This is a genomic window from Protofrankia sp. CiP1_Cm_nod2 (assembly GCF_920664355.1).
Classification (GTDB): Bacteria; Actinomycetota; Actinomycetes; order Frankiales; family Frankiaceae; genus Protofrankia.
Genome location: NZ_CAKKTL010000078.1, coordinates 1 through 21,140, shown reverse-complemented (window position 1 = coordinate 21,140; position 21,140 = coordinate 1). Strand labels below are relative to the sequence as shown.

The following is a 21,140-nucleotide window of genomic DNA, read 5'->3' as shown; positions in this document are numbered from 1 at the left end:
GTTTGACCCCGCCAAGCATAAAGTTCTCTATACTTAAGATGATCATAATCGTAAGCATAACAAAGTATATAGTCACAAACGCCAGCCAGATACTGGGCCGTCGCCGCAGTGGTTTTACGGAACGTCACCAGCGACACCATGTTCTCGCTGCCGAAAACTTCGTCCAGTAGGCAGCGGACGAGGTGGACGTTTTCGTCGCCGATCTGGACGAAGATGCTGCCGGAGTCGGTGAGCAGGTCGCGGGCGACCGTCAGGCGGTCGCGCAGGTACGACAGGTAGGAGTGGATGCCCAACTCCCAGGTGTCGCGGAACGCCTTGATCTGCTCGACCTCGCGGGTGGCGTCCTCGAGCTTGCCATCCTTGACATCCCGTTTGCGGGTGGAGACCTGCCAGTTCGAGCCGAACTTGATGCCGTAGGGCGGGTCAAAAAAGATCATCTGGACCTTGCCGCGGAGGTCCTCGCGTTCGGCGAGTGACCCCATGACCTCGAGGGAGTCCCCGAGGATCATCCGGTTGGACCAGTTCGCCGCGTGCCGGTAGTAGTCGACCGCGTCGAAGTCGTCCAGGCCGTCGAAGTCGGCGAACAGGTCGAGCTCATCCTGCTGGGCGCCCCGGGCGGATGCCTTGCGGACCTCCTCGACCAGCACCAGCGGGTCGATCTTCTCCTGGATGTAGACGGGTGGGGCGGTCACCGCGAGGTCGACCGAGTCCTGCGCGTCCTTGCCCTTCCAGACCAACTGCGGGTCGAGCGACGGATCCCGCTGGTACACGACGGTGACCGGCTGCTCGACCTCGTCGGGGATGAAGTCGTGCGCGTCCGCGGTGGGGATGTTGACCCGCTTGTCGTCGTGGCGGATCGACGTCACTGGCACCGGGCCCGCCTGCGCGGGCGCCTTTCTACGCGGCGGCATGCTTGTCTTCCCCTCTCCTGGAACCGGTCACACCGCCGGGAACGGTCATGTCGGCAGCCCGGTGATCGGTGCGTCCGCGTGGAGCAGGTCGATCGCCTCGTCGAGCTTCTCCCGGGTGGTCACCGGATCGGTGATCTCGATGTAGCCCCAGCGGCCGTACCCGCCGTGGTTGTTCACCGCGGCGCACCACAGGTTGCGGGCGGTGTCCGCCTTGCTGGAGGTCATCGCCCGCATCGTGGCATTGTGCGTCTTGAACGAGCCGGACACCTCCACGATCAGATGCCGGGGCACGTCGCCGTCCCGTCGGACCAGCCGCACCAGAAAGTCCGGCAGATAGCGGCGGGTCCGCGCGCCGTGCACGTAGGGGATGTCGAACTCCAGATGGTCGTTCTTCACGTAGGCCGCGACCCGCGGCAGGGACTCCAGCGTCTGGGCCATGATCTGCTCCCAGGTGTTGCCGTCGAAGCCGTCGAGCACGACATGGTTGACGTGGCACTTCCGCGGGTCGGTCCGCATCGTCCGCTTCGTGGTGAAGAAGTCGACGGCATCGGTCGAGCCCCACGGGTCGTACCGGCGGAAGATCGGGGTGACCCGTTCCTCCCCGGGGCCGCTTTCCGGGGTGATCGCGTGCCAGATCTGCTCGGCCGCGATCTCCCGCAGCTCGGCGAGCGTGAGATGACCGACGCGCGCTCCCGGCGCGTAGGTCACGCACTCGTCCAGCCACTGCCGGGCGATCCGGACGAGATCCGGGAACAGCCAGCGCCGGGGCTGCCCGCCGGCGTCGTTGAAGAAGCGGTTGAGCATCGTGTGCGCGAGCCGGAAGGCGACCTCCTGCGGCCGTTTCCCGGCCAGCTCGCTGAGGTCGTGGACCTCCTTCTCGCCGACGACCCCACGGATCTCCGTCCAGCTCGCGATGTCGAACGGCACCTCGAAATGGTGCTCCCTGCCGAAGTCGGCGGTGAGCCGACCGTCGGGGATCTCGATCCGGTAGCCGTCGAGTTTCGGGAAGACGATCCGCGCGTCCGCCCGGTCCTCGACCGCCTTCACCTGCGTCTGCGGCCGGCGCGGCCGCGGGTCGGCGTTCTCCGGTGAGACCCGGATGAAGGAGAACGGCACGCCGTAGACCTCGGCGTATTCCGGCTCGAACATCCCGTCCTCGTTCACCGTGTACGAGCGTCGACGCAGGCCGCGCCCGACCACCTGCTCGCACAGCAGCTGCGACCCGAACGCGCGCACCCCGAGGATGTGCGTGACCGTGTTCGCGTCCCATCCTTCGGTGAGCATCGACACCGACACGACGCAGCGCACGCCTTCACCGAGCCGGCCCGCCTTGCCGACGGTGTTCATGACCTCGCGCAGGATGGTGGCGTCGTCCAGCTCCTCACCCGGCCGGCCGGTGCGGGCGGCGTGCTCGGCCCTGAACGCCTCGATCTCCGCGGCCGCGATCTTCTTGAAGTCCTCCTTCAGGCCCTCGCCGGACTCCAACTGGATGGAGTCGACCAGGATCGTGCGGGGACGCGCGAGCCAGCGCCCGTCCCCGACGTTCGAGAACAACGGCAGCGCCCCCGGCACCAGGGCGCTCACCCGGCCCATGGCCTGCTCGAAACCCGAGACGAAGTCGTAGACCAGCTTGGAGACGGTCGTGTTGTTGCAGACCACGATGAACACCGGCGGCGTCTCACCGCGGGCGGCCGCGTCGGAGGACTCCCAGCGGGCGAACGCCTTGGCGTAGTTGCCGTACAGGCTGCGCAGCGCCCCCTCCAGCGCGCCGGGCAGGCCCTGGCCGGCCAGCGTCGTGCCCTTCGGGAGCCGTTTCGGCAGCTCGGTGCCGACCTTCGACCACAGGTGCAGGTAGGCCACCTCGTCACCGATGGCGTCATCGTCCACCGGCACCCGTGGGATCTTGACAATGCCGGCTTCGATCGCGTCCATCAGGGAGAAGTCGCTGACGACCCAGGGGAACAGGTAGCCCTCCGGATAACCGGATCCCTTGAGGAAGAACGGTGTCGCGGACAGGTCGTACACCGTCTTGATACCGATCTTGCGGGCGATGTGGCGCAGCCCGGAGAACCACACCCCGGCCTCGGCGTTGCGGCTGTGCGCCTCCTTCTTCTCCTCTCCGGCCAGGTCGTCCTCGGTCGTGGCGTTCTCGCCGACCGCGGCCGCCCGGCCCCGGTAGCAGTGGTGCGCCTCGTCGTTGAGCACGATGATCTCGGAGGAGCGGGAGCTGGAGAACTCCCGCAGCACCCGGTTGACCATCTGGTCCGGGGTCTCGACGAACGGGTCGTCCGCCCCGCCCGCGGTCAGCAGAAGCTTGGTGTTGGCCGAGATCCCCCTGCCCTCCTTCGTCGCGCGCGGCAGGAATGGAGTGGAAGTTCGTGACGACGATCTCGGCCTGGCGCAGCGGGCCCCACAGATCTGCCGGGACGAGATCGCGCTGCTTGTAGTAGTTCTCCTCGTCCGCGGGGAGCAGCACCCGCAGCCGGTCCCTGATCGTGACGCCGGGTGTCACGATCAGAAAGCGTCGGGTGAAACGGGCGCGTTCGGGCTCGCGACCTTGTTCAGGGTCTGCCAGGCGATCAGCATCGCCATCACGACCGTCTTGCCCGCGCCGGTCGCCATCTTGAACGCGACCCGCGGCAGCCCGTCATTGTGGTCGAGATTCTGCTCGGCCAGGGCGTTGCGGACCCACTCGTCGCCCTGCTTCGGCGCGGCCTCGGCGATGAAGACGGCCGTCTCGGCCGCCTCCCGCTGGCAGAACAGGACGCGGTTCTCCCGCTCCTCGTCCGACCAGTACTCCAGCAGACGGCGGGTCGTCGGGGTGACGTTCGGATAACGCCGCTGCCGCCAGATGGCGACCCGGTCCCGGATCTGGTCGACCTGCTCGTTACGACGGCGCCGTTCCGCCACGTCGAGGATGTCGAGCTCGGTCTGCACCGCCTTCCCCCGGCCCTTGCGAGGGGTGGGAACCGGGATCCACGACTCGCTGGGCCGCCGGACGGCGGCGAGCTCGTCGGTGATCAGGCCCTGCTCGTCGAACTGCCAGTGCCGTCTCGGCTCGGCGTACGGCGAGTTGATGATCGGATTTTCGATCACCGCACTCATGACGACGGTGTCACCTCCCCCCACTGGCCAGGCAGCGCCTGGCCTGCCCCCACTGGCCAGGCAGCGCCCGGCCGACACATGCCGGCCGACCACCCTGCCCCGGGTAACGACAGCATGGCCGGACGGACAACCAGCACAGCGTAGCGATCGGGCCCGACAGGTCCGCTATGCGGCCGGGCAGCGCATAGCGTTACATACCGGATACTGTCACGGCCCGCGAGCCGGTTCACCGCAAGCCGGGCTGCGGCGCGGAATTCATCGCCGTCCACCCACCAGTGAGGCGAGTTCGTCGAGACTCCCCTGCCCACCGGCTTCCGGGCTCGAGAGATCCCAATGATCCGACTGCGTCCCGCGATCGAGATCGAGATCGAGTAGATTTACAGATGCTTCAGATAGAAGCTACTATGATCATCGATGGCGGAACCGGTGACGCGGGAGGAAGCATGACGTCCCATCCGGCGGTTCTTGAGCTGAACAGCCCGGACGCCCCGACCCGACGGGCGTCGTCGGACCTCGCATCGGCCGTGGAACAGGCGATCGCGTCATCAGACTCCGGGTCGGTGGTGCTCGTCGTGGGCGGCGTACAGGTCGACGCGCCCGTGGCCGTGCTGCGCGCCCTGCTCCACACGGCTTATGAGCAGGCGGCCGGGCATCGCGTGCGGATCCTCTCCCCCGACTCCACCGGCGAACTGACTCCGAACCAGGCAGCGGCCTACCTGGGGATCTCACGCCCGTTGCTGCTGAAACTTCTCGACGACGGGACCATTCCGGCCCGGGCCCTTCCCGGCAGTCGCCACCGGCGGGTCGCAGTGGCCGATCTGGAGGAGTATGCGGCGCGAAAGACGAAACGGCGTCGAGCACTGGCCACCGCCATGAACGACATGATAGACGCCGACCTGTATCTCCCAGCCGACTGACAACATACCGGACCGCCGCCATGACCATCGCGCGCGTTTTTGCGACTGAGGAAGTCCATGCCTCCTGGTCAATGGGCTATGAATAACGCTCGTTATGTCATGCGTAACAGATTTTTTCCTTCGTGGTGGACATGCGGGGACAACCCCGCTCTCGCGCCTGGATGACGTCTCGCTAAACTGGTTGCAGTCGTTCCAACTATGGAGGTAGCCGGTGCGCGAGGTCGAGGTCAAGTATTCCGTGGCAGACCCGGAGGCGCTGCTCGTCGCCCTCAGGGCGCGGGGTATTCATGTTGGCAAACCGGCCTACCAGGATGACCAGGCATTTGCCCCGGTGGGCTGGTCCTTCGGGGACAGCAGGCTTGGAGTTTCGTTCCTGCGGCTTCGCACAGTGGACGGGCGCCACTGGCTCACGCTGAAGGAGCCGGGCGTCAATGCTCAGGACTGCTTGGAATACGAGACGGAGGTCGCGGACCGCCGGCAGATGCACGAGGCCATCCTGCGTATGGGGTACCGCGCGACCGTCCGCGTGGCGAAGACGCGGCGCACCGGCCAGCACGGCGACGTGTCGCTGTGCCTGGACGAGTTGGAAGGGGTCGGGACCTTCCTGGAACTCGAACGGATGGTGCCCGACGACGAGCCCGCCGCCCAGATCCAAGAGGAGCTGGCAGCCTTCGTCACGGCGCTGGGTGTCCCGGCCGCCCGCACGACCGAGACGTATGACTCCCTCGTGCGGGCGGCTCAGGAAGGAGCGGTGGTCCGGCTACCTTCCCGCCGGGAGAGCACCGAAGCTGCCAGTACGGCGGCCACCTCTTCGGCCGTCTGAGTCCCGATGTCGTGTACCACGACGGCGTAGCCGGCGGTTTGGAGTTCGGCGGCGACGGCCCGGTATGCCTCGGCCTCGGCTGCACCGGCTTCCGGGCCGCCGCGGTGGAAGCGGCTGTAGAGGCCGCGCCGGGCCACCCGCTCGCGGGAGCGGATGGGATCGCCGGTGAGGATGACGGTCAGGTCGGGCCGGTCGGCTTGCTCGGTTAGCGTCCATAGAAACTTGGCTGGTACACCGTCGAGGCGTTGCAACACGAGGGATGAAGCGACGTAGCGGTCGCAGACCACCACGGTGCCGCTGGCGAGGGCGGGACGGATCTCGGTTTCGAGGTGCTGGTAGCGGTCGGCGGCCACGAGGCAGGCCAGAGCCAGACCCTCGTAGTCGTCCGTGCCAAAACGCGTGAGGCTACCCAGGGGACTGGCCGTGGGTTCTTTGGTAGCCAGCACAGGCAGGCCCTGTCCCGCGAACTGCCGGGCCAGGGCCGCGGTGATCGTGCTCTTACCGATGCCGCTGGGGCCGTCGATGGCGACGAAAAAGCCCCTGTTCATCGGCGGATGCTGGAACGGGCGTGCTGCTCGCGGGATAGCTCGATGAGGGCGGCCCGTACCTCCTCCACATTGGCCTCCCCGAACTGAATATTCACCGAGAAGTTGAATTCATCGCGCCCCCGCATGGCTTCGTCGACGCCGCCTTTGGTGAGGTCCACGGCGGTGTAGGCCAGCAACTGTGACGGCTGGTAGCGGCCGGTGGCCAACAGCCGGCTCCACTCCGGTGTGCCCGGATACGGCCGGAACTCGAAGACGGAGGCCCGGAAGCTCCCCGGATGTGGATCGGCCACTTCCCACAGCTCCCTGACATGACGGACGGTGGCGGCCAACTCGTCGCGCGTCTCGGTGGGGAAGCCGAGGATGAAGTAGCCCTTCACCGAGATGCCGCGCTCGGTGAGGCGGCGGACCGCGGAGCGGGTCATGTCCGGCATGATGCGTTTGCCCATGTACCCGAGGAGCCGTTCGCTGCCGGACTCGACGCCCAGAGCCACCTCGCGCAGGCCGTTGGCTGCGAGCAGATCGAGCAAGGCGTCGTCGGCCCGGTGCAGAATGTTGATACGGCCGGTGGCGTCCCAGACATAGCGGCCACCGATGCCGTGGGCTGTGAAGGCGTCCATGCAGCGGCGGATGAATCGTTCGTAGCCCAGAAAGAGATCGTCGACGAAGCGGAAGGCGGTTACGCCGTAGGCCTCGTGCAGCGCCTCCATCTCGGCGATGATCCCCGCAGGTGTGCGGGTGCGGATGGTGATGTCGGGGTTGGCGCTGACGGCGGCGCCGCAGAAGGAGCAATCGTAGGGGCAGCCGCGGGCGCCGACCATGTTGGCCTCTATCCGGCCGTCCGGCGCCTCGTACGGGTCGTTCGCCAGGAAGCGGCGGTCGACGAAGGGCAGGCGGTCCACGTCGGGTGCCAGGTGGTGGCCCGCGCCTGGCCTGCCGCCGGTGACGGGCTGGTGCAGAATTGGGTCGAGCCACATGACACCGGGCAGGTCGGCCCGTGCGCGCCTGTCTCTCAGCAGCTCCGCCACCCGGGTCTCGCCCTCGCCGAGCACCAAAGCTTCGAGAGCCCCGAAGCGGGGGTCGGTGATGATGGTCTCGGGCATGGCTTTGGCCTGATGGCCGCCCACCATGACGTAGATGTCCCGGTCCAGACCGGAGGCGATCTCCGCGCTGATCTCGTACGTCGGTGCCAGCAGGTTGAAGCCGGCCCAGCGTGGACCGAGGCGGTTCACAAGCTGGCAGGTTTCCTTGACGCCAAGCCCGAGGGCTTCGGCGTCGACAATCCCGACGTTGAAGCCTTGCGCTGCCGCATACGTGGCGATGTAGGCCATGCCCAGAACCGGCAGGGTGAAATCATTGACCCGGGGCCGCAGACTATAGTCCCGCAGCGGGGCATTGACAAATACCGCGTCGAGCGGACGGCTCAGGTCGGCGCCCCGAACGGCGCCGTCATCCGATATCTCCATACTGCGATCCCCAAGCAAGGGTCAGAAGGGTGAGCGTAGAAAGGTGTTCGCTGGCTAGATGGCGCCACTGGGCGCCGAAAGCGCGCTCGTGGTGGAGCCAAAGGTGTGACGGGGCGGCCCGTCCCGCCCAGGTCCGCACCGCCAGATCGGCGTAGGGATACAGGCTCCAGTCATTTGTGTAGTCAGCGATCGCCGCGCCGGCCGTCCACGGGCCGATGCGCTGAACGCCTTGCAACTCGTCGACGAGGACGGGGAGGGAAAGACGGCTCCAGCCGACACCATGCTTCAGATATGCCGTGGCGGCAGCCCGCAAGGCAGCCCGTTTGAAGGCAAGGCCAAGTTCGGCGAACCGCTCATCCGTCAGAGCAAGGATGGTCTCCGGCGTAGGAAACAGCGCGTAAGCGTCACCATCCGGCAGCGGTACCTGCTCCCCGTGAGCCGCGCACAGCTCGCGGAAGAGCCTCTTGGACTGCCCCGCCCGGATGACCTGGCGCAGGATGGCAGTACCCAGCGCTTCCCACAGCGACGGGTTACGGAAGCGCCCCACCCGCCCAAGTCCGGACAGTTCCTTCGCCAACTGCGGCACCTCGGCGGCGGCACCGTCCGGCAGGCTGAAGACGTCTGCCGCCGGCTCGGTGTCGTCTCCACCGAGCGCGGTGAGGGTGAGGCTGTCGCCTTCCACCTCTGCCAGGACCGGGCCACCCGGCAATGCAAATACGCGGCGCGCCCCTTTTTCGGTGGGGAGCCAGGCGGGGTGTTCGGTCATCCAGCTATCTGCGACAAGCGGCATGAGTAAAACTCCGGGTTACGGTATGCGTGGGCGAAAAGTGGAACGCTAGTATCTCACAGCGTCACCCCGAGGCAGACTGGTGTCAAGGGCGCGCAGGCCGTCCAGGACTCGCCGTAATACCACTAGATCATCGAAAACCAGACCGGGATCGGTGCGGGCGACACTCGGCCGGCGGTATGGAAGAAGAGGTGTTGGCGCCTCAGCTTCAGCGGGTATCGGCGCCTCGATCTGGCACCAGGTGACTTTGCCCTGGCCGGTGGGCGACGGGTAATAGGCTGCAGCGAGGCTCAGGGCTTCCACGATGTGAAGGCCCCGACCACCCTCGCCATCGAGGCATTGATCTTGGAGTACGGGCAGTTGTGGACTGCGGTCCCAGACTTCGATGATGAGGCTTGCGGCGGCCCAGCTGAGGCGCATGGTCACGATGGATTTCGGATTACTGTCCAGCGCCTGGGTGGCCCGGACCGCATTCGTGATGAGCTCCGAAACCAAGAGACCGGCGGTGTCGATGAGATCCCCAAGTCCCCGGGTCTGGAGTAACTGGGCTACCTCATGTCGGGCCAGCGCCGGGGCCGTGGTGGTCGCGGCGAACTGATGGACGCTCGACCGCAGATGGGCGGCTGGCTGCGGAGCCACTGCGGACGGCAGGTTCATGCCGGCTGAACCGCCCAAGCGGCGTAGCTCGGCCGCAACCGCTTCCGTCCGCTCTTCGATGACCGCCTGCCCCACGGCCGTGGTGGGTAGCTCGTCTACGGCGCAAGCGAGGGCGACGCCAATGGCTTCCAGATGTCCCCACGCGGCCGCGAACCCAACGGCGATGCGGTGCAACGCCGCAGCGCCCGGCGGTCCCAGTGCGGAGTCCTGCCCTCCGGTGTTTGCGTCCACCGGCCCTCCCGTCCTGATATGAAGATCACCCGATGTGGACAACGCCCGGAACCGGGGAGCCGTACCTCGACCCGGCCCCGGGCGCCTGGGCTCAAGCGTGAACGAGCATCCCGGACCCCACCATGCCCAGGGATGTATGACGCCTATACGTGATGTTTCCAGGATTTGACCCGGGGTGACGGGCGTGTGTTTACACTGTTGCCGAGCGCGCCGGGACGGCCGCGAATGGGGACAGGTCGGGGAAAATATGAACGTCGCACCGGGCCGGTACTGCCGTTCCTGCGGGAGCCGACTGGCCCGCTACAACGCCACCGGATCCTGTGCGGCGTGCCAGCGCAAACGGCAGGAACTGCGTCTCCAAGCCCCGGTGGTGCCAGATCATTTCTGGCAGACGGACGAGCTGCGCGATGCCTTGGCCAGCTGGCATATCGGCCGGGTCGTCGCCGCCTACCGACGCAATCCGTGGCACGGCCGGGTGCTGTCCCAGGAGCTGGTCGGAGGATGGGTCGGTATCTCCCAGGTGCAGCTGTCCCGCATCGAGTCGGGCCCGCCGATCAAGGACCTGGACCGGCTTGTGATGTGGGCACGGACCCTGCGCATCCCGGGACGCTTCCTGTGGTTTCAGCTCCCCGAGCAGCGCAGCGAACCGGTCGAGTCCGCCCCGGCGGCGGCGGCCGTGCCCGTGGGGCCGGATCTGCCCGCCTTACTCGGAAGCCTGACATCTGGCCGGCTGCCCCTGGCCGCTGGCGAGAGACGCACACCCACCATCGGGATCTCGGCCTTCGACGGCATGACCAACGGCCAGAGTGCCGAGTTGCTGCTGAAGTTGTTCTTGCAGCTCGACGACGAACTAGGTGGTGACAGTCTGTATCTGCCCTTGTCTCGTTACGTCGCCCGGATGGCAGTGACCGTAGAGCAGGACTCGGGCGACGGGCTCGTGCCCTTCGGACAGTTGTCCCAGATGGCCGGCTGGCTGGCGCTCGACGCCGACCACCACGGGACGGCCCGCCGCTACTTCACCACCACGATCTACGTAGCGCACGAGGGCGACGAACCGGGCTTGGCCGCCAGCGCCCTAGCGTACATGAGCTTGCAGGAGACCTACCGGGGGCGGCGAGGGCCGGCACTGTCACTGGCGCAAACCGCGCTGGCCTCGGGGACCACGAACCTCACGCCGCTGACCAGGACGATGCTGGGCACCCGCCTGGCCCGTGCCCAAGCCGGGGTGGGTGACCAGGACGGCTGTCTGCGAAGCCTTGACACAGCCCGCGCCGACTTTGAGCGCGCCGGCCACCGCGATGAACCACTGTGGGTATCCTACGTCGACGAGGTGGAAGTAGCGGCCCAGGAGGGTGCCTGCTTCCTCGAACTGGGCTTGACGACCGAGGCCTCGACGGCGCTGACGGAAGCCATTGATCTGCTCACCCGACGGGCGCCCTACCGGGTGCGGGACCGGGTGCACTACCTGTCCCGGCTGGCCAAGTGCCAGTTGCTGGCTGGCAACGTCGAGCAGGCCTGCCAGACAGCCGGCAACGCCCTGGAGGTGAGCGAAGCCATCGGATCCACCCGGGTGGCCCTGCGCCTGAAAGAGTTTGCAGACGGCTTGGCGCCGTTCGGCGCAGTGCCCGCGGCCCGGGACTTCGCAGAGCGGTTCCGCCTGGCGACGACCTGACCCAGCGGCTTTAACCAACGAGGCCGAAGACAGCCGCCCGTAGGGCGCGGGGCCGGGTGAGATCTGGCAGGACAGCATCAGCCCCGGAAGCCTCAAGATCCACCGCGGTACTACCGCCGGTGGCAACTCCCACCGCCCGCACGCCAGCATCGTGGGCGCCTTTCACGTCGTGCGGCGTGTCACCGATGACGACGGTCCGGTTCGGTGGGAAGGTCACGCCGTACTTGGCCTCGGCCCGCCTGACCGCGAGCCGTACCAGTACGGTTCGGTCGCTGTCGTCATCCCCGAAGCCGCCAACTTCCAGGTCAATGTGGTCTTCCAGGTCGAAGACGTGAAGTTTGGTGGCCGCGATGGAGCGGATGTTGCCGGTCACCACGGACTGCACCGTGTCCTTGGCCACCAGACTCGCGACAGCCTCCTTCGCACCGGGCAGGCGACGGCCGGACTCCCTCATCCGGCCTTCGAGCTGGCGGGCGGCCTGACCAAGAGCCTCGTAGAAGGCGTCAAAGGTCGGCTCGTCGTCCGGCACGCCGTTGAGCCGGAGCGTGTCCAGCAGAATCGCGCGCTCGGTGCGGCCGGTCATGTCGGCCAGCTCCCGCAGGGGACGGCCGGTCACGAACTGGAAGGCGCGGGCGTAGATCTCCCGGCTGACCGGGCCAATGGTGACGAGGGTGCGGTCTATGTCCCACAGGATGAGGGCGGGTACGGTCACTTCACCATGATCTCACAGCCGACCCGTATGTGAATCGACTGGTTTTCCACTTGGACCTCGACGTTCGGTGCGGCCCCGAGAACCAGAGCGGCCCCCTATTGTGAACAGCACGATCCGGTTCTACGCGGACGAGAGCGCACGCGGCGTCGGCCGGAAGCCGGAAGCCGCCAGGCGTGATGTCGTTTATCCGGGACACAGGTTCGTGCCGGAATTCCCCCTGCCGAAGAAGGCCGCCCGGTTCATGGCGGAGGTACGGCCGCGGGCCCGTTTCCTGGGTCAGGCGCCGTGGGCGCCGGTCGTGGCGAAGCCGCCGAAGGCGAAGCCGGTGAAGGCGCCGACGGCCGACAACGTAACCAGGTGGGCGCTCCGCGCCACCGGCCGCATCGCTGACCATGGGAACTGGCGGGCAGCGCGCGCCTCCGAGGAGCGAGCTCCTGGTGGAGGCCTTGCTAACCGGAGTACCGTGCCGGTACGGTGTCGGATGCGACATATGATGATCTCGGAGGAAGGGGCACAATGGACGACCGCGTTCCCGTGTGTCCCGTTCCGGTTACCCTCGACGGCGTGTACAGGGGCGTGAGGATTCGGCGGATGAGCTTCTTCCGTCGGCGTCATGTCGACTTCGGTGTCGTTGTGACCGCTTCCTGTCCGGGTCCGGGCGGATCGTTCAACCGGGCATCCCGCGAAATCTCGGGCCGCCACAGGCCGAGCAGCCGGTAGTCGTTTCCGAACAGATCAGGGACGACGAGTCAGGGACTCTGACACCAGCCACCCGGACGCTGGCCACCCGGTACCATCCGCTCCCGTATCACCAGTCATTTCCAGAAATTGACCCGCATCCTCCGCGACGGAAGCTCTCCTGCCCCGCCTTCCGTACCGACCGATGAATCGTCACGGCCCGGTCACGTCCGTGCCAGTCGTGGCCCAGCGCCGGTCATGTTCTCGATGTTCGCCTCGACATCTCACAAACAAACGCCGAGGCGTCCACATCAGGAATGTCACGGCGGCACGTCGTCCATGCTGACACTTCATCCGTGTCGACACGGCATCCACGTCGGCATGGCATCCACGTCAACACAACAACAGGCGCACAATTATATGACACACCACAAAAGAATCCGGTCATCACAAGATTCAGCGGACGCAGCCCGTGGCCCGCCGTACCCGTATATGAATGGAACACGGTGCAGAACGTCTTATCCGCTGTCAGCCGTCGGCGCCGCCACCGGCGCGGTCGACGCCCCGTTCTCGCCGCCGTCGTAGTAGCGGCGGTCGCGCTGACCGCCGCCGCCTGCGGCAGCGACGACACGGTGTCCTCGGACCCCTCCGCCGCCAGCGGTGTGCTGAGCTGGTCGATACCGCCACTGTCGACCTGGGATCCCGTCGCCTCCAACTCCGGTATCGACGTCACCCCGCTGAGCCTCGCCTACGCCTCCCTGACACGGCTGGCGCCCGACGGTGATGCCGGGCCAGGGCTTGCGAGCGTGGAAGTTCTCCCCTGACGGACTCACGCTCACCTTCACCCTCCGCCCCGGCCAGACGTTCTCCGACGGCGCACCGGTCGACGCCACGGCGATCAGACAGAACGTGGAACGGGGCAAGAACCAGACGGGCTCGCAGGTCGCGCCGTCCCTCGCCGCGATCGCCTCGGTGGACGCGGCCACCCCGACCGAGGCCGTCTTCCACCTCAGCCGCCAGGACTACGCACTGCCCCTCGTCCTCGGCGGGCGCAGCGGCATGATCGTCAGTCCCCGGGCGCTGGCCGGTGACGTGAAGGCGCTGGCCACGAAGCCCGTGGGCGCCGGTCCGTTCTCCCTCACCAGCTACGTGCCGGACGGCCAGGCCGAGCTGACGCGCAACCCCGCCTACTGGGACGCGGCGAACATCCACCTCGCCGGGGTGACCCTGAAGTTCCTCTCCGACCCGGCCACCATCGCGGCGGCGCTGCAGAGCGACGAGATACAGCTGGCCAACTACATCTCCCCACCGCAGGCCAAGGCGCTGACCGCGGCGGGCCTCCAGGTGGAGGAGTTCCGCAGCCTGCAGATCTCCAACCTCGCCATCAACCGGACGATCAAGCCGTTCGACAATCCGAAGATTGTCGAAGCGCTGAACCACGCCGTCAACCGGCAGGAACTGCTGGACAAGCTCAACGCCGGCCACGGCGAGGTGGTCTACCAGCCCTTCCCGCGTGGCTACGTCGGCTACAACCCGTCACTTGAGAACCTCTATACTCACGATCCGGCGAAGGCCAAGGCGCTGCTGACCGAGGCGGGATACGACGGCACGCCGGTCGTCATCAGCTACTTCACCAGCCCGGGCGGGGTGGACCGCGAGGTGGAGGCCCAGCTGTTGCAGGCCCAGTTCGAGGCGATCGGGCTGACGGTCAAACTGGAGAAGATCCCGTTCGGGCAGGTCGCCGAACGCTTCTACGTCAAGCGCGAGGTCGGCCTGCTGCTGAGCGGGACCTTCGGCCGCGAAGCCCCGGCCCAGCAGCTCGCGACCACCGCCACGCAGTACAGCAGCTACGACCCGGCGGCACTCACCGAGGCGCTGAAGAACGTCGCCCGGTTCCCGATCGACGACCCGGGCTACGCCCCCGCCCTGCAGGAGGCCACAAAGATAGCCGCTACCAAGGGCTCGGATGTCCTGGTGTTCTCCCAGCCCTGGCTGCTCGCCCATTCGAAGAAGCTGACGGGCCTGGTCGGGTATCTCACCTCACCGCGGCTCGAAGGCGTCCGGCTGGCCGGGTAGGCGGACCCGCTATCCCATGACCGAGATCACACTCGGCCCGCGGGGCCGGCGGGCGGGAGCGACCAGGGTCGTCCTGCCCGCCGTCCGCCGCGTGGCGGCGTTGCTGGCCACGGCGGTAATCGTGGCGCTGATCAGCAGCCTGGTCATCTTCGCCCTGACCTTCCTGTCGCCCAGCGACCCGGCCGCGCAGAAGCTCGGCCAGAACGCGACCCCGGAGCAGGTCGCCGAGCTGCGGCACCTGTGGGGGCTCGACCGCCCCTTCGTCACCCAGTACCTCAGCTGGCTGGGCGACGCCGTCAGCGGGGATCTCGGCAGGTCGTACTTCTCCGACATCCCGGTCGCCCACAGCCTGGGGCAGCGGCTCGCGGCCGACCTGTCGATCGTGAGCGTCGCCGTGGTGCTGGCCGTGCTGTTCGGCGCCGCGGCCGGTATCGCGGCGGCGGTGTGGCGGGGAAGCGTCGTCGACCGGCTGGTGACGGCGGTGTCCTCGCTCGCGCTCACCGTCCCGGTGTTCCTGGTCGGGGTCGTGCTGGTCGTCCTGTTCGCGGTGACCTGGCGATGGCTGCCGGCGAGCGGGTACGTGCCGATCGCGAAGGATCCCCTCGACTGGCTCCGCCATGTGATCATGCCGGGATTCACGCTCAGCCTGCTGCCCGGCGCCGTCGTGGCCCGGCAGCTGCGCACCTCCCTGGTGAGCTCGCTCGGGGAGAACTACGTCGTCGGAGCGAGGCTGCGCGGGCTGTCCCCGGCTCGGATTCTGTTCGGCCACACGCTGCGCAACGCCGCCGGGCCCGCCCTGGCCACGCTCGGCCTCGAGCTGCCCGACCTGCTCGGCGGGGCCGTCGTCGTGGAGACGGTGTTCGGCCTGCCGGGGATCGGACGATACGCGTTGCAGTGCGCCACCAGCCATGACGTGCCAGTCATTTAGGGAGTGCTGCTGGTGACGGTCGCGTTCGTCCTGATCTCCAACATCACCGTCGACACGCTGCTGTCCCGGCTGCGGCCGGCCACCAGGGAGGAGCACCGATGAGACACGCCCTGCGGGCCGTCTTCTCCTCGCTGCCCACCCGGGCGGCGGGCCTGTTCATCATCGTGATTCTCACGGTCGCGGTGACCGGTGAGACGCTGGCCCCCCACGACCCCCTGGCCCAGGACCTCGACTCGGCCCTGGCCGCTCCCGGCGGAAGCCACTGGCTGGGAACCGACTACCTGGGACGGGACACCCTCAGCCGGCTCGTCGCTGGCACCCGCGAGACGATCTTAAGCGCCGTGGCGATGACGGCCCTCGGCGCCCTGCTCGGCGTGCTGCCGGGCATCGCCTCCGCACTGCTCGGCCGCTGGTCCGCGTTCGCCGCCCTGCGGACGGTCGACGCGCTGCTCACACTGCCCACCGTGATCTTCGCGGTCGCGGTCGGCGGGCTGTTCTCGAACGGCCCGGCCGCCCTGGTCATCGCGATCGGGTTCCTGATGGCGCCACGCTTCTTCCGCATCGTCCGGGCCGAGGCGCTCGGTTTCAGCCGCACCCAGTACGTCGAGTCGGCCGCCCTGCTGGGCGCCTCTCGATGGTGGATCATCCGCCGGCATGTCGGGCGCAAGGTCCTGCCGACGATCGCTGTCACCACCTCGATCACGCTGGGCGGCGCGGTGTTCACCAGATCGAGCCTGAACTTCATCGGCCTGGGCAGCCAGCCTCCCGCGCCGACCTGGGGCGGCATGCTCGCGGTGACAACCAGCCATCTGTGGGAGGACCCGCTCGCGCCGCTGTGGCCCGGGCTGATCATCGTCCTGACGATCTGGTCGTTCCACACCCTCGCGGACGGGCTGCGCGAAGGCCTCGACGTCAGAGCCCCGAGGCATTCGCGTCGGGGCTTGTCCCGCGCCACCTCACCATCTCCCGTCACCTCGCCCGACCTGTCTGAGCAGGCCACGGCTGGGCCGGGGAGCCCGGCCGCCACGGACACACCGGGCATGGGCACAGCCGACCGTACGAGTAGCGGGACCCCCCCGAATGTTCCCGACGACCCGGTGCGCCGGGAAGGCTCCGGTGCCCCGCTGCTGCGGGTGACGGATCTGTGGGTGACCGCGCCCAGCCACACGGCCACTGGCCACCGGGGCGACGTGGTACGCGCGGTCGGCTTCACTCTCGGCCGTGGTGAGGCTCTCGGGCTCGTCGGCGAGTCCGGCAGTGGGAAGACCCTCACCTGCCGCGCGCTGCTCGGCGCCCTGCCGGAAGGCTGCGTCGTCAGCGGCGGAACGATCGTCTTCGACGGCCAGGACGTGACCGCGCTGACCGAGAAGCAGTGGCGCCCGCTGCGTGGCGCCCGGATCGGGACGGTGTTCCAGGATCCGGCGTCCTACCTCAATCCGTCGCTCACCGTCGGCCGGCAGCTCACCGAGGCCCTGCGCCGCCAGGGTGGGCTGGGCCGGCAGGCGGCCCGGCAGCGGGCCCTCGAGCTGCTCTCCGCGGTGGAGATCCGGGATCCGGCGAAGGTCGCCCGGCAGATCCCCAGCCGGCTCTCCGGCGGGATGCAGCAACGGGTCATGCTCGCCGTCGCCGTCTCGTGCGAGCCGGACCTGCTCGTCGCCGACGAGCCGACCACGGCACTCGACGTGCGTACCCAGGCCGAGGTGCTGGCGTTGCTGGCGGCCCTGCGGACACGGCTGAACATGTCCCTGCTGTTCGTCACGCACGACCTCGACATCGTGGCGGGCGTGTGCGACCGGATCGCCGTGTTCCACCGTGGCCGCATCGTCGAGACCGGCCCGGCCGACGAGATCGTCCACCGGCCTTCCCACCCCTACACCCGTTCCCTGGTCGCGGCGGTCTCGGCAGGCGCTGTGCCGGCCGCCTCCCCCGGGTCCGCTCAGGAGGCTCCGATTGTCCGGGTCTGAGCTCGTGCCCGCCGCCCGCAAGCACTCCGACGCGGCCGGCGAACCGATCACCGCCCAGCTGCCGGCCGACGCCGGCCCAGCGGCCAGCACCGGACCGTCCCACGACCTGTCTCCCGCGGACGACGAGCCGTTGCTGCGGGTGGCTGGCCTGCGGGCCGGTTTCCACGGCCCGGACGGGATCACCCACACCGTCCTCGACGGCGTCGCCCTCACGATCTCCCCCGGCGAGATCGTCGGGCTGATCGGGGAGACGGGATCGGGCAAGACGACCCTGGGCCGGGCCGTCGTCGGCCTCGTGCGCCCCACCGCCGGCACGATCCGGTTCGAGGGTACGCAGATCCAGGGCCTGCGCGGCCGGCACCGGCGGGCGCTGCGCCGCCGTGGCCGGATCCAGTTCATCTTCCAGGACCCGCTGCGCTCGCTCGACCCCGACCAGCGGGTCGTCGACATCGTCACGGAAGGGCTCGCGATCCGCCGGGAGCTCGATCCCGCGGGACGCCGTCAGCGCGCCGCCGAGGCCCTCGTCGCCGTCGGCCTCGGCCCGGAGTTCCTCGACCGTCTGCCCGGCGAGATCTCCGGCGGCCAGCGCCAGCGGGTCGCGATCGCCCGCGGGATCGTCACCCACCCCCGGCTGCTGATCTGCGACGAACCGGTCAGCGCCCTGGACGCCGCGAACCGCACGCACATCCTGCGGCTGCTCGCGCGGCTGCGCGACGACCAGGCGATAGCCATGCTGATCATCTCGCACGACCTCGCGAGCATGGCGGACGTCGCGGACCGGGTCGCGGTCCTCCACAACGGCCGGATCGTCGAGGAGGGGCCGACCGCGCGGGTGTTCACGGCACCCGAGCACTCCTACACCCAGTTACTCCTCGCGTCGAGCCCGCTGCCGGCCCCCGGCCCCGGTCCCGAGCGTTACGGCCGTGACCACGGCCCGGCCCCGGCCCTCTCGGAGCCCGGGAGCACCGTCACAGGCTGAAACCGGCATCCCCGGGAGCGGCCAAGAAGAAGCATCCGAGAAGGAGTGGACGACCATGACAGCAGACCGCAGGCTGAAGCTGGGCGCGTTGCTGCACGGGCTCGGCAGCGCGGTCGCGGGCTGGCGCCATCCCGACGTGCCCGCGGACGGCTCCGTTGACTTCGAACTCTACCAGCAGTGGATCCGTACGGCTGAGAAGGGGCGGTTCGACCTGCTCTTCATCACCGACACCCTGCACATCAACGCCAACTCGACCCCGCAGTACCTGACCCAGTTCGAACCGATCGCGCTGCTGGGCGCACTCGCGGCAGTCAGCAGCAACATCGGCCTGGTCGGGACGGTGTCGACCACCTACAGCGAGCCCTACACCATCGCCCGGCAACTCGCGACGATCGACCACATCAGCGGATACGGCCCGCCGTCACGGCGGGCCGTACTGCCGTCTGGTCAGTATCTGTTGTCTGGCAAGTATCTGTATCTGTTGTCCGGGTCCGCCAGCACCTGTTCCGCCGGTGCCTGCCGGCCACTTCTGCCGGTGCCTGCCGGTCACCCGCCTACGAGCCAGCCACCAGGGTTTCGTCGAGCAGGGTGACGTAGGCAGGGATCTGCGTGAGCGACGTCAGATCGTGCCGGAACGTCGTCGCGCCATCGCCGCCGTCCCGCGCGTTCGCCCCCCGCGGGCCGTCCACGGATGCCGGGCTGGTCGGGGCGAACCCGTGCCGGGGGTAGAAGTCAGCCACGATGCGGTTCTTCGCCGTCGGCCGGTAGGCGGCGACGACAGCGCGCGCGCCCGTGTCACGGGCGCGTTCGAGCACGGTCGCCAGGCACGCCTGCTCGATTCCCCGGGAGAACACCCGGCAGCTCAGCAGGAAGTTGTCGATGTGCACGACCTCCTCCACCCGGCGCAGGAAGACCACGCCGACCAGGCCGTTGTCACCGAAACGGTCCGCGGAGCGGATCGTGAGAACCGTGTGCTCCGGCCGGTCGAGCAGATCGCGCAGGTCCGGCGCGGGCAACCGGCGGGTCGTGGTGTTGAACTGGTTCGTCCGCAGGGTGAGCTGGCTGACCCGGGGCACGTCGGCATCCCGGGCGACCCCCAGCCGCACCACGATCTCCAGGCCGCTCAGGTAGTCCTCGATCGAGGTGAAGCTCTCCTGGAAGTCGCGGCGGTCGAGCTCCTCCCGGTAGCGCCGTGCCCGGACCCGGTCCTCGGCGGTCAGCTCCCGGGTGTCGAACCAGCCGTCACGCAGCACCGCGTCCAGGTGGCCGGCGGGATCCTCGTCGACGGCGACCACGGCGACGTCCGGCAGCTCGGCCCGGACGAGGCCGCGCTCGTAGGGGGAGTCATCGACGAAGACGAAGCTGTCGACCCCGATGTTGAGCGAGGCAGCAAGGTCCAGCAGGTTCTCGTGCTTGGGCCGCCAGTTGGCGATGACCCGCACGAAGTCGTCCGGGCGCAGCGTCATCTCCGGATGCCCGGCGAGCGCGTCGCGCACCACGTCGGCCTCGTTCTTGCTGACCGCCGCGAGCAGCACACCCTGCGCCCCGATCTGCTTCACGACCTTCTGCACGGCCCGGAACGCCTCACCCCGGTAGGAGCCGGCGACCTCGATGCCCTCCACCCCGTCGTCACCGACGATCCCGCCCCACAGGGTGTTGTCCAGGTCGAGCACCAGGGCCTTGCTGGTACGCCCTGCGATGTTGCGGGCGAGGTGGCCGGCCTCCCGCGCGTAGGCGGCGAGCAGCTCGGTGGACAGGTACGCCTTGGCGTAGACCGTCAGCCGGGGGTCGGTGACCGGCACGCCCTCGGCGACGAGCGGGTCCAGATCGAGCACCACCAGCGCGGGAAAGCGCTCGGTGAGGCCGAGCAGCCGGGCGTTCGCCCGCCGCCACACCGCCCCCAGCCGGGCCCGCGACCGATGGTCGACGAGCTGGGCGGTGAACCGGCGTGGCAACGGCAGCGTGTTGAGCACCAGGGTTCCCCGGCTGATCTCGGTGAAGCGGGTGACCAACGTCTCGAGCAGGGAGATCTTGGCGTCCAGGACCCGTTCGACCGCGTCGGGATCCCACGGAAGCGGCACCTCGTCGAAGACGATCGTCGGGTCGAGCAGGGCCAGGACGAGATCGGCCCCGTGGGCGTGCAGGGAGCTGCCGGGATCGGTGAGCTCGAACACGTAGCTGTCGAAGGCCCCCAGATGGGGGCGCAGCAGCAGGCCATGCCGGCCCAGTTCCCCGGCCAGGGCCGGCAGCAGCGCAGACACCGTCCCGTGCGCGGTGACGGCGATCCGCACGACCGGGGTCGACGGATGCTCCCGCAGCACCTCGTCCGGGTCGACCTGGGCCAGCAGGCGCCCCGCCCGGGCCAGCTCCTGCGCGGAGGCGTCCGCCAGCAGCTGGCGCACCCTGGGGAACTCGGCGGCTGTCCGACCGTCACGGTGCAGGCCGAGCAGGTCGGTGGCGGCCCGCCGGCCGCCGGCGGGTGCCGCGGAAACGCCTGGGATGGGCCGCGCGGAACCGTGGAATTGGAGACCGTCATCGCCGGAACCTTTCTCGAGAGCGGATCAGCATCGATCCACGGGCGGAGTTCGCCAGCCGTCGTGACCGCATCGGAGTATCCGAACGCCATCCGGCCATCCGGCCATCCGAAGGCCGCGGACACACCGTCAAATCATCCGGGCAGCTACTAAAC

The 21,140-nt window shown here is 68.4% G+C and carries 16 protein-coding genes and 1 pseudogene; 9 read left to right on the top strand and 8 right to left on the bottom strand.

Annotation, left to right across the window (positions count from 1 at the left end):
* A partial coding sequence (locus NBW84_RS11075; protein WP_445548690.1) for a DNA methyltransferase occupies window positions 1–911 on the bottom strand: 911 nt, incomplete at its 3' end.
* Between the two features lie 45 nt (window positions 912–956).
* A pseudogene (locus NBW84_RS11070) lies at window positions 957–4,016 on the bottom strand (BPTD_3080 family restriction endonuclease).
* 443 nt (window positions 4,017–4,459) lie between these two features.
* Here NBW84_RS11070 and NBW84_RS11060 point away from each other — a divergent pair.
* Both NBW84_RS11060 and cyaB read left to right on the top strand, forming a co-directional pair.
* A complete protein-coding gene (locus tag NBW84_RS11060) occupies window positions 4,460–4,933 on the top strand; it encodes a helix-turn-helix domain-containing protein (protein ID WP_052914604.1) in 474 nt (157 codons plus the stop codon).
* A gap of 211 nt (window positions 4,934–5,144) precedes the next feature.
* On the top strand, window positions 5,145–5,756 hold the full coding sequence (cyaB, locus tag NBW84_RS11055) for a class IV adenylate cyclase (RefSeq protein ID WP_076843543.1): 612 nt from the start codon (window positions 5,145–5,147) through the stop codon (window positions 5,754–5,756).
* Here the strand turns inward: cyaB and tmk are convergent.
* Genes tmk through NBW84_RS11035 form a run of 4 tightly spaced genes read right to left on the bottom strand, consistent with a single transcriptional unit; the run spans window position 5,672 to window position 9,442 of the window.
* Window positions 5,672–6,304: a dTMP kinase gene (gene tmk / locus NBW84_RS11050; protein ID WP_250284255.1), complete on the bottom strand. Its 633-nt coding sequence runs from the start codon at window positions 6,302–6,304 to the stop codon at window positions 5,672–5,674. The genes cyaB and tmk overlap by 85 nt on opposite strands.
* Window positions 6,301–7,767 (bottom strand): B12-binding domain-containing radical SAM protein, encoded by a 1,467-nt coding sequence (locus NBW84_RS11045; RefSeq protein ID WP_047223159.1) that lies wholly within the window; start codon window positions 7,765–7,767, stop codon window positions 6,301–6,303. Before NBW84_RS11045 ends, tmk begins: the two co-directional genes overlap by 4 nt.
* Entirely contained in the window at window positions 7,751–8,557 is an 807-nt protein-coding gene (locus NBW84_RS11040) for a hypothetical protein (RefSeq protein WP_217699289.1), read from the bottom strand. Before NBW84_RS11040 ends, NBW84_RS11045 begins: the two co-directional genes overlap by 17 nt.
* Window positions 8,558–8,602: 45 nt before the next feature.
* Window positions 8,603–9,442, bottom strand: coding sequence for an ATP-binding protein (locus NBW84_RS11035; protein WP_250284252.1), 840 nt, complete (start codon window positions 9,440–9,442; stop codon window positions 8,603–8,605).
* A gap of 247 nt (window positions 9,443–9,689) precedes the next feature.
* Here NBW84_RS11035 and NBW84_RS11030 point away from each other — a divergent pair, with 247 nt between their 5' ends.
* On the top strand, window positions 9,690–11,114 hold the full coding sequence (locus NBW84_RS11030) for a helix-turn-helix domain-containing protein (protein ID WP_047223158.1): 1,425 nt from the start codon (window positions 9,690–9,692) through the stop codon (window positions 11,112–11,114).
* A 10-nt stretch (window positions 11,115–11,124) separates the two neighbouring features.
* On the opposite strand, the gene NBW84_RS11025 is transcribed toward NBW84_RS11030, so the two are convergent.
* Complete coding sequence (locus NBW84_RS11025; RefSeq protein WP_250284249.1) at window positions 11,125–11,826, bottom strand: haloacid dehalogenase-like hydrolase; 702 nt, start codon at window positions 11,824–11,826, stop codon at window positions 11,125–11,127.
* A 1,184-nt stretch (window positions 11,827–13,010) separates the two neighbouring features.
* Here NBW84_RS11025 and NBW84_RS11020 point away from each other — a divergent pair.
* From NBW84_RS11020 to NBW84_RS10995, 6 genes are all read left to right on the top strand, one after another.
* On the top strand, window positions 13,011–13,328 hold the full coding sequence (locus NBW84_RS11020) for a hypothetical protein (protein WP_250284246.1): 318 nt from the start codon (window positions 13,011–13,013) through the stop codon (window positions 13,326–13,328).
* Window positions 13,303–14,580, top strand: a complete 1,278-nt coding sequence (locus NBW84_RS11015) for an ABC transporter substrate-binding protein (RefSeq protein WP_250284244.1) — start codon at window positions 13,303–13,305, stop codon at window positions 14,578–14,580. Before NBW84_RS11020 ends, NBW84_RS11015 begins: the two co-directional genes overlap by 26 nt.
* A gap of 16 nt (window positions 14,581–14,596) precedes the next feature.
* On the top strand, window positions 14,597–15,508 hold the full coding sequence (locus NBW84_RS11010) for an ABC transporter permease (RefSeq protein ID WP_250284243.1): 912 nt from the start codon (window positions 14,597–14,599) through the stop codon (window positions 15,506–15,508).
* A 98-nt stretch (window positions 15,509–15,606) separates the two neighbouring features.
* Window positions 15,607–17,472: an ATP-binding cassette domain-containing protein gene (locus NBW84_RS11005; protein WP_250284241.1), complete on the top strand. Its 1,866-nt coding sequence runs from the start codon at window positions 15,607–15,609 to the stop codon at window positions 17,470–17,472.
* A complete protein-coding gene (locus NBW84_RS11000; protein ID WP_250284238.1) occupies window positions 17,459–18,451 on the top strand; it encodes an ATP-binding cassette domain-containing protein in 993 nt (330 codons plus the stop codon). Before NBW84_RS11005 ends, NBW84_RS11000 begins: the two co-directional genes overlap by 14 nt.
* A 55-nt stretch (window positions 18,452–18,506) precedes the next feature.
* Window positions 18,507–19,043, top strand: a complete 537-nt coding sequence (locus NBW84_RS10995) for an LLM class flavin-dependent oxidoreductase (RefSeq protein ID WP_250284236.1) — start codon at window positions 18,507–18,509, stop codon at window positions 19,041–19,043.
* Here NBW84_RS10995 and NBW84_RS10990 read toward each other — a convergent pair.
* Window positions 19,006–20,853 (bottom strand): HAD-IIIC family phosphatase, encoded by a 1,848-nt coding sequence (locus NBW84_RS10990; RefSeq protein WP_250284233.1) that lies wholly within the window; start codon window positions 20,851–20,853, stop codon window positions 19,006–19,008. The genes NBW84_RS10995 and NBW84_RS10990 overlap by 38 nt on opposite strands.
* Between the last annotated feature and the right edge of the window lie 287 nt (window positions 20,854–21,140).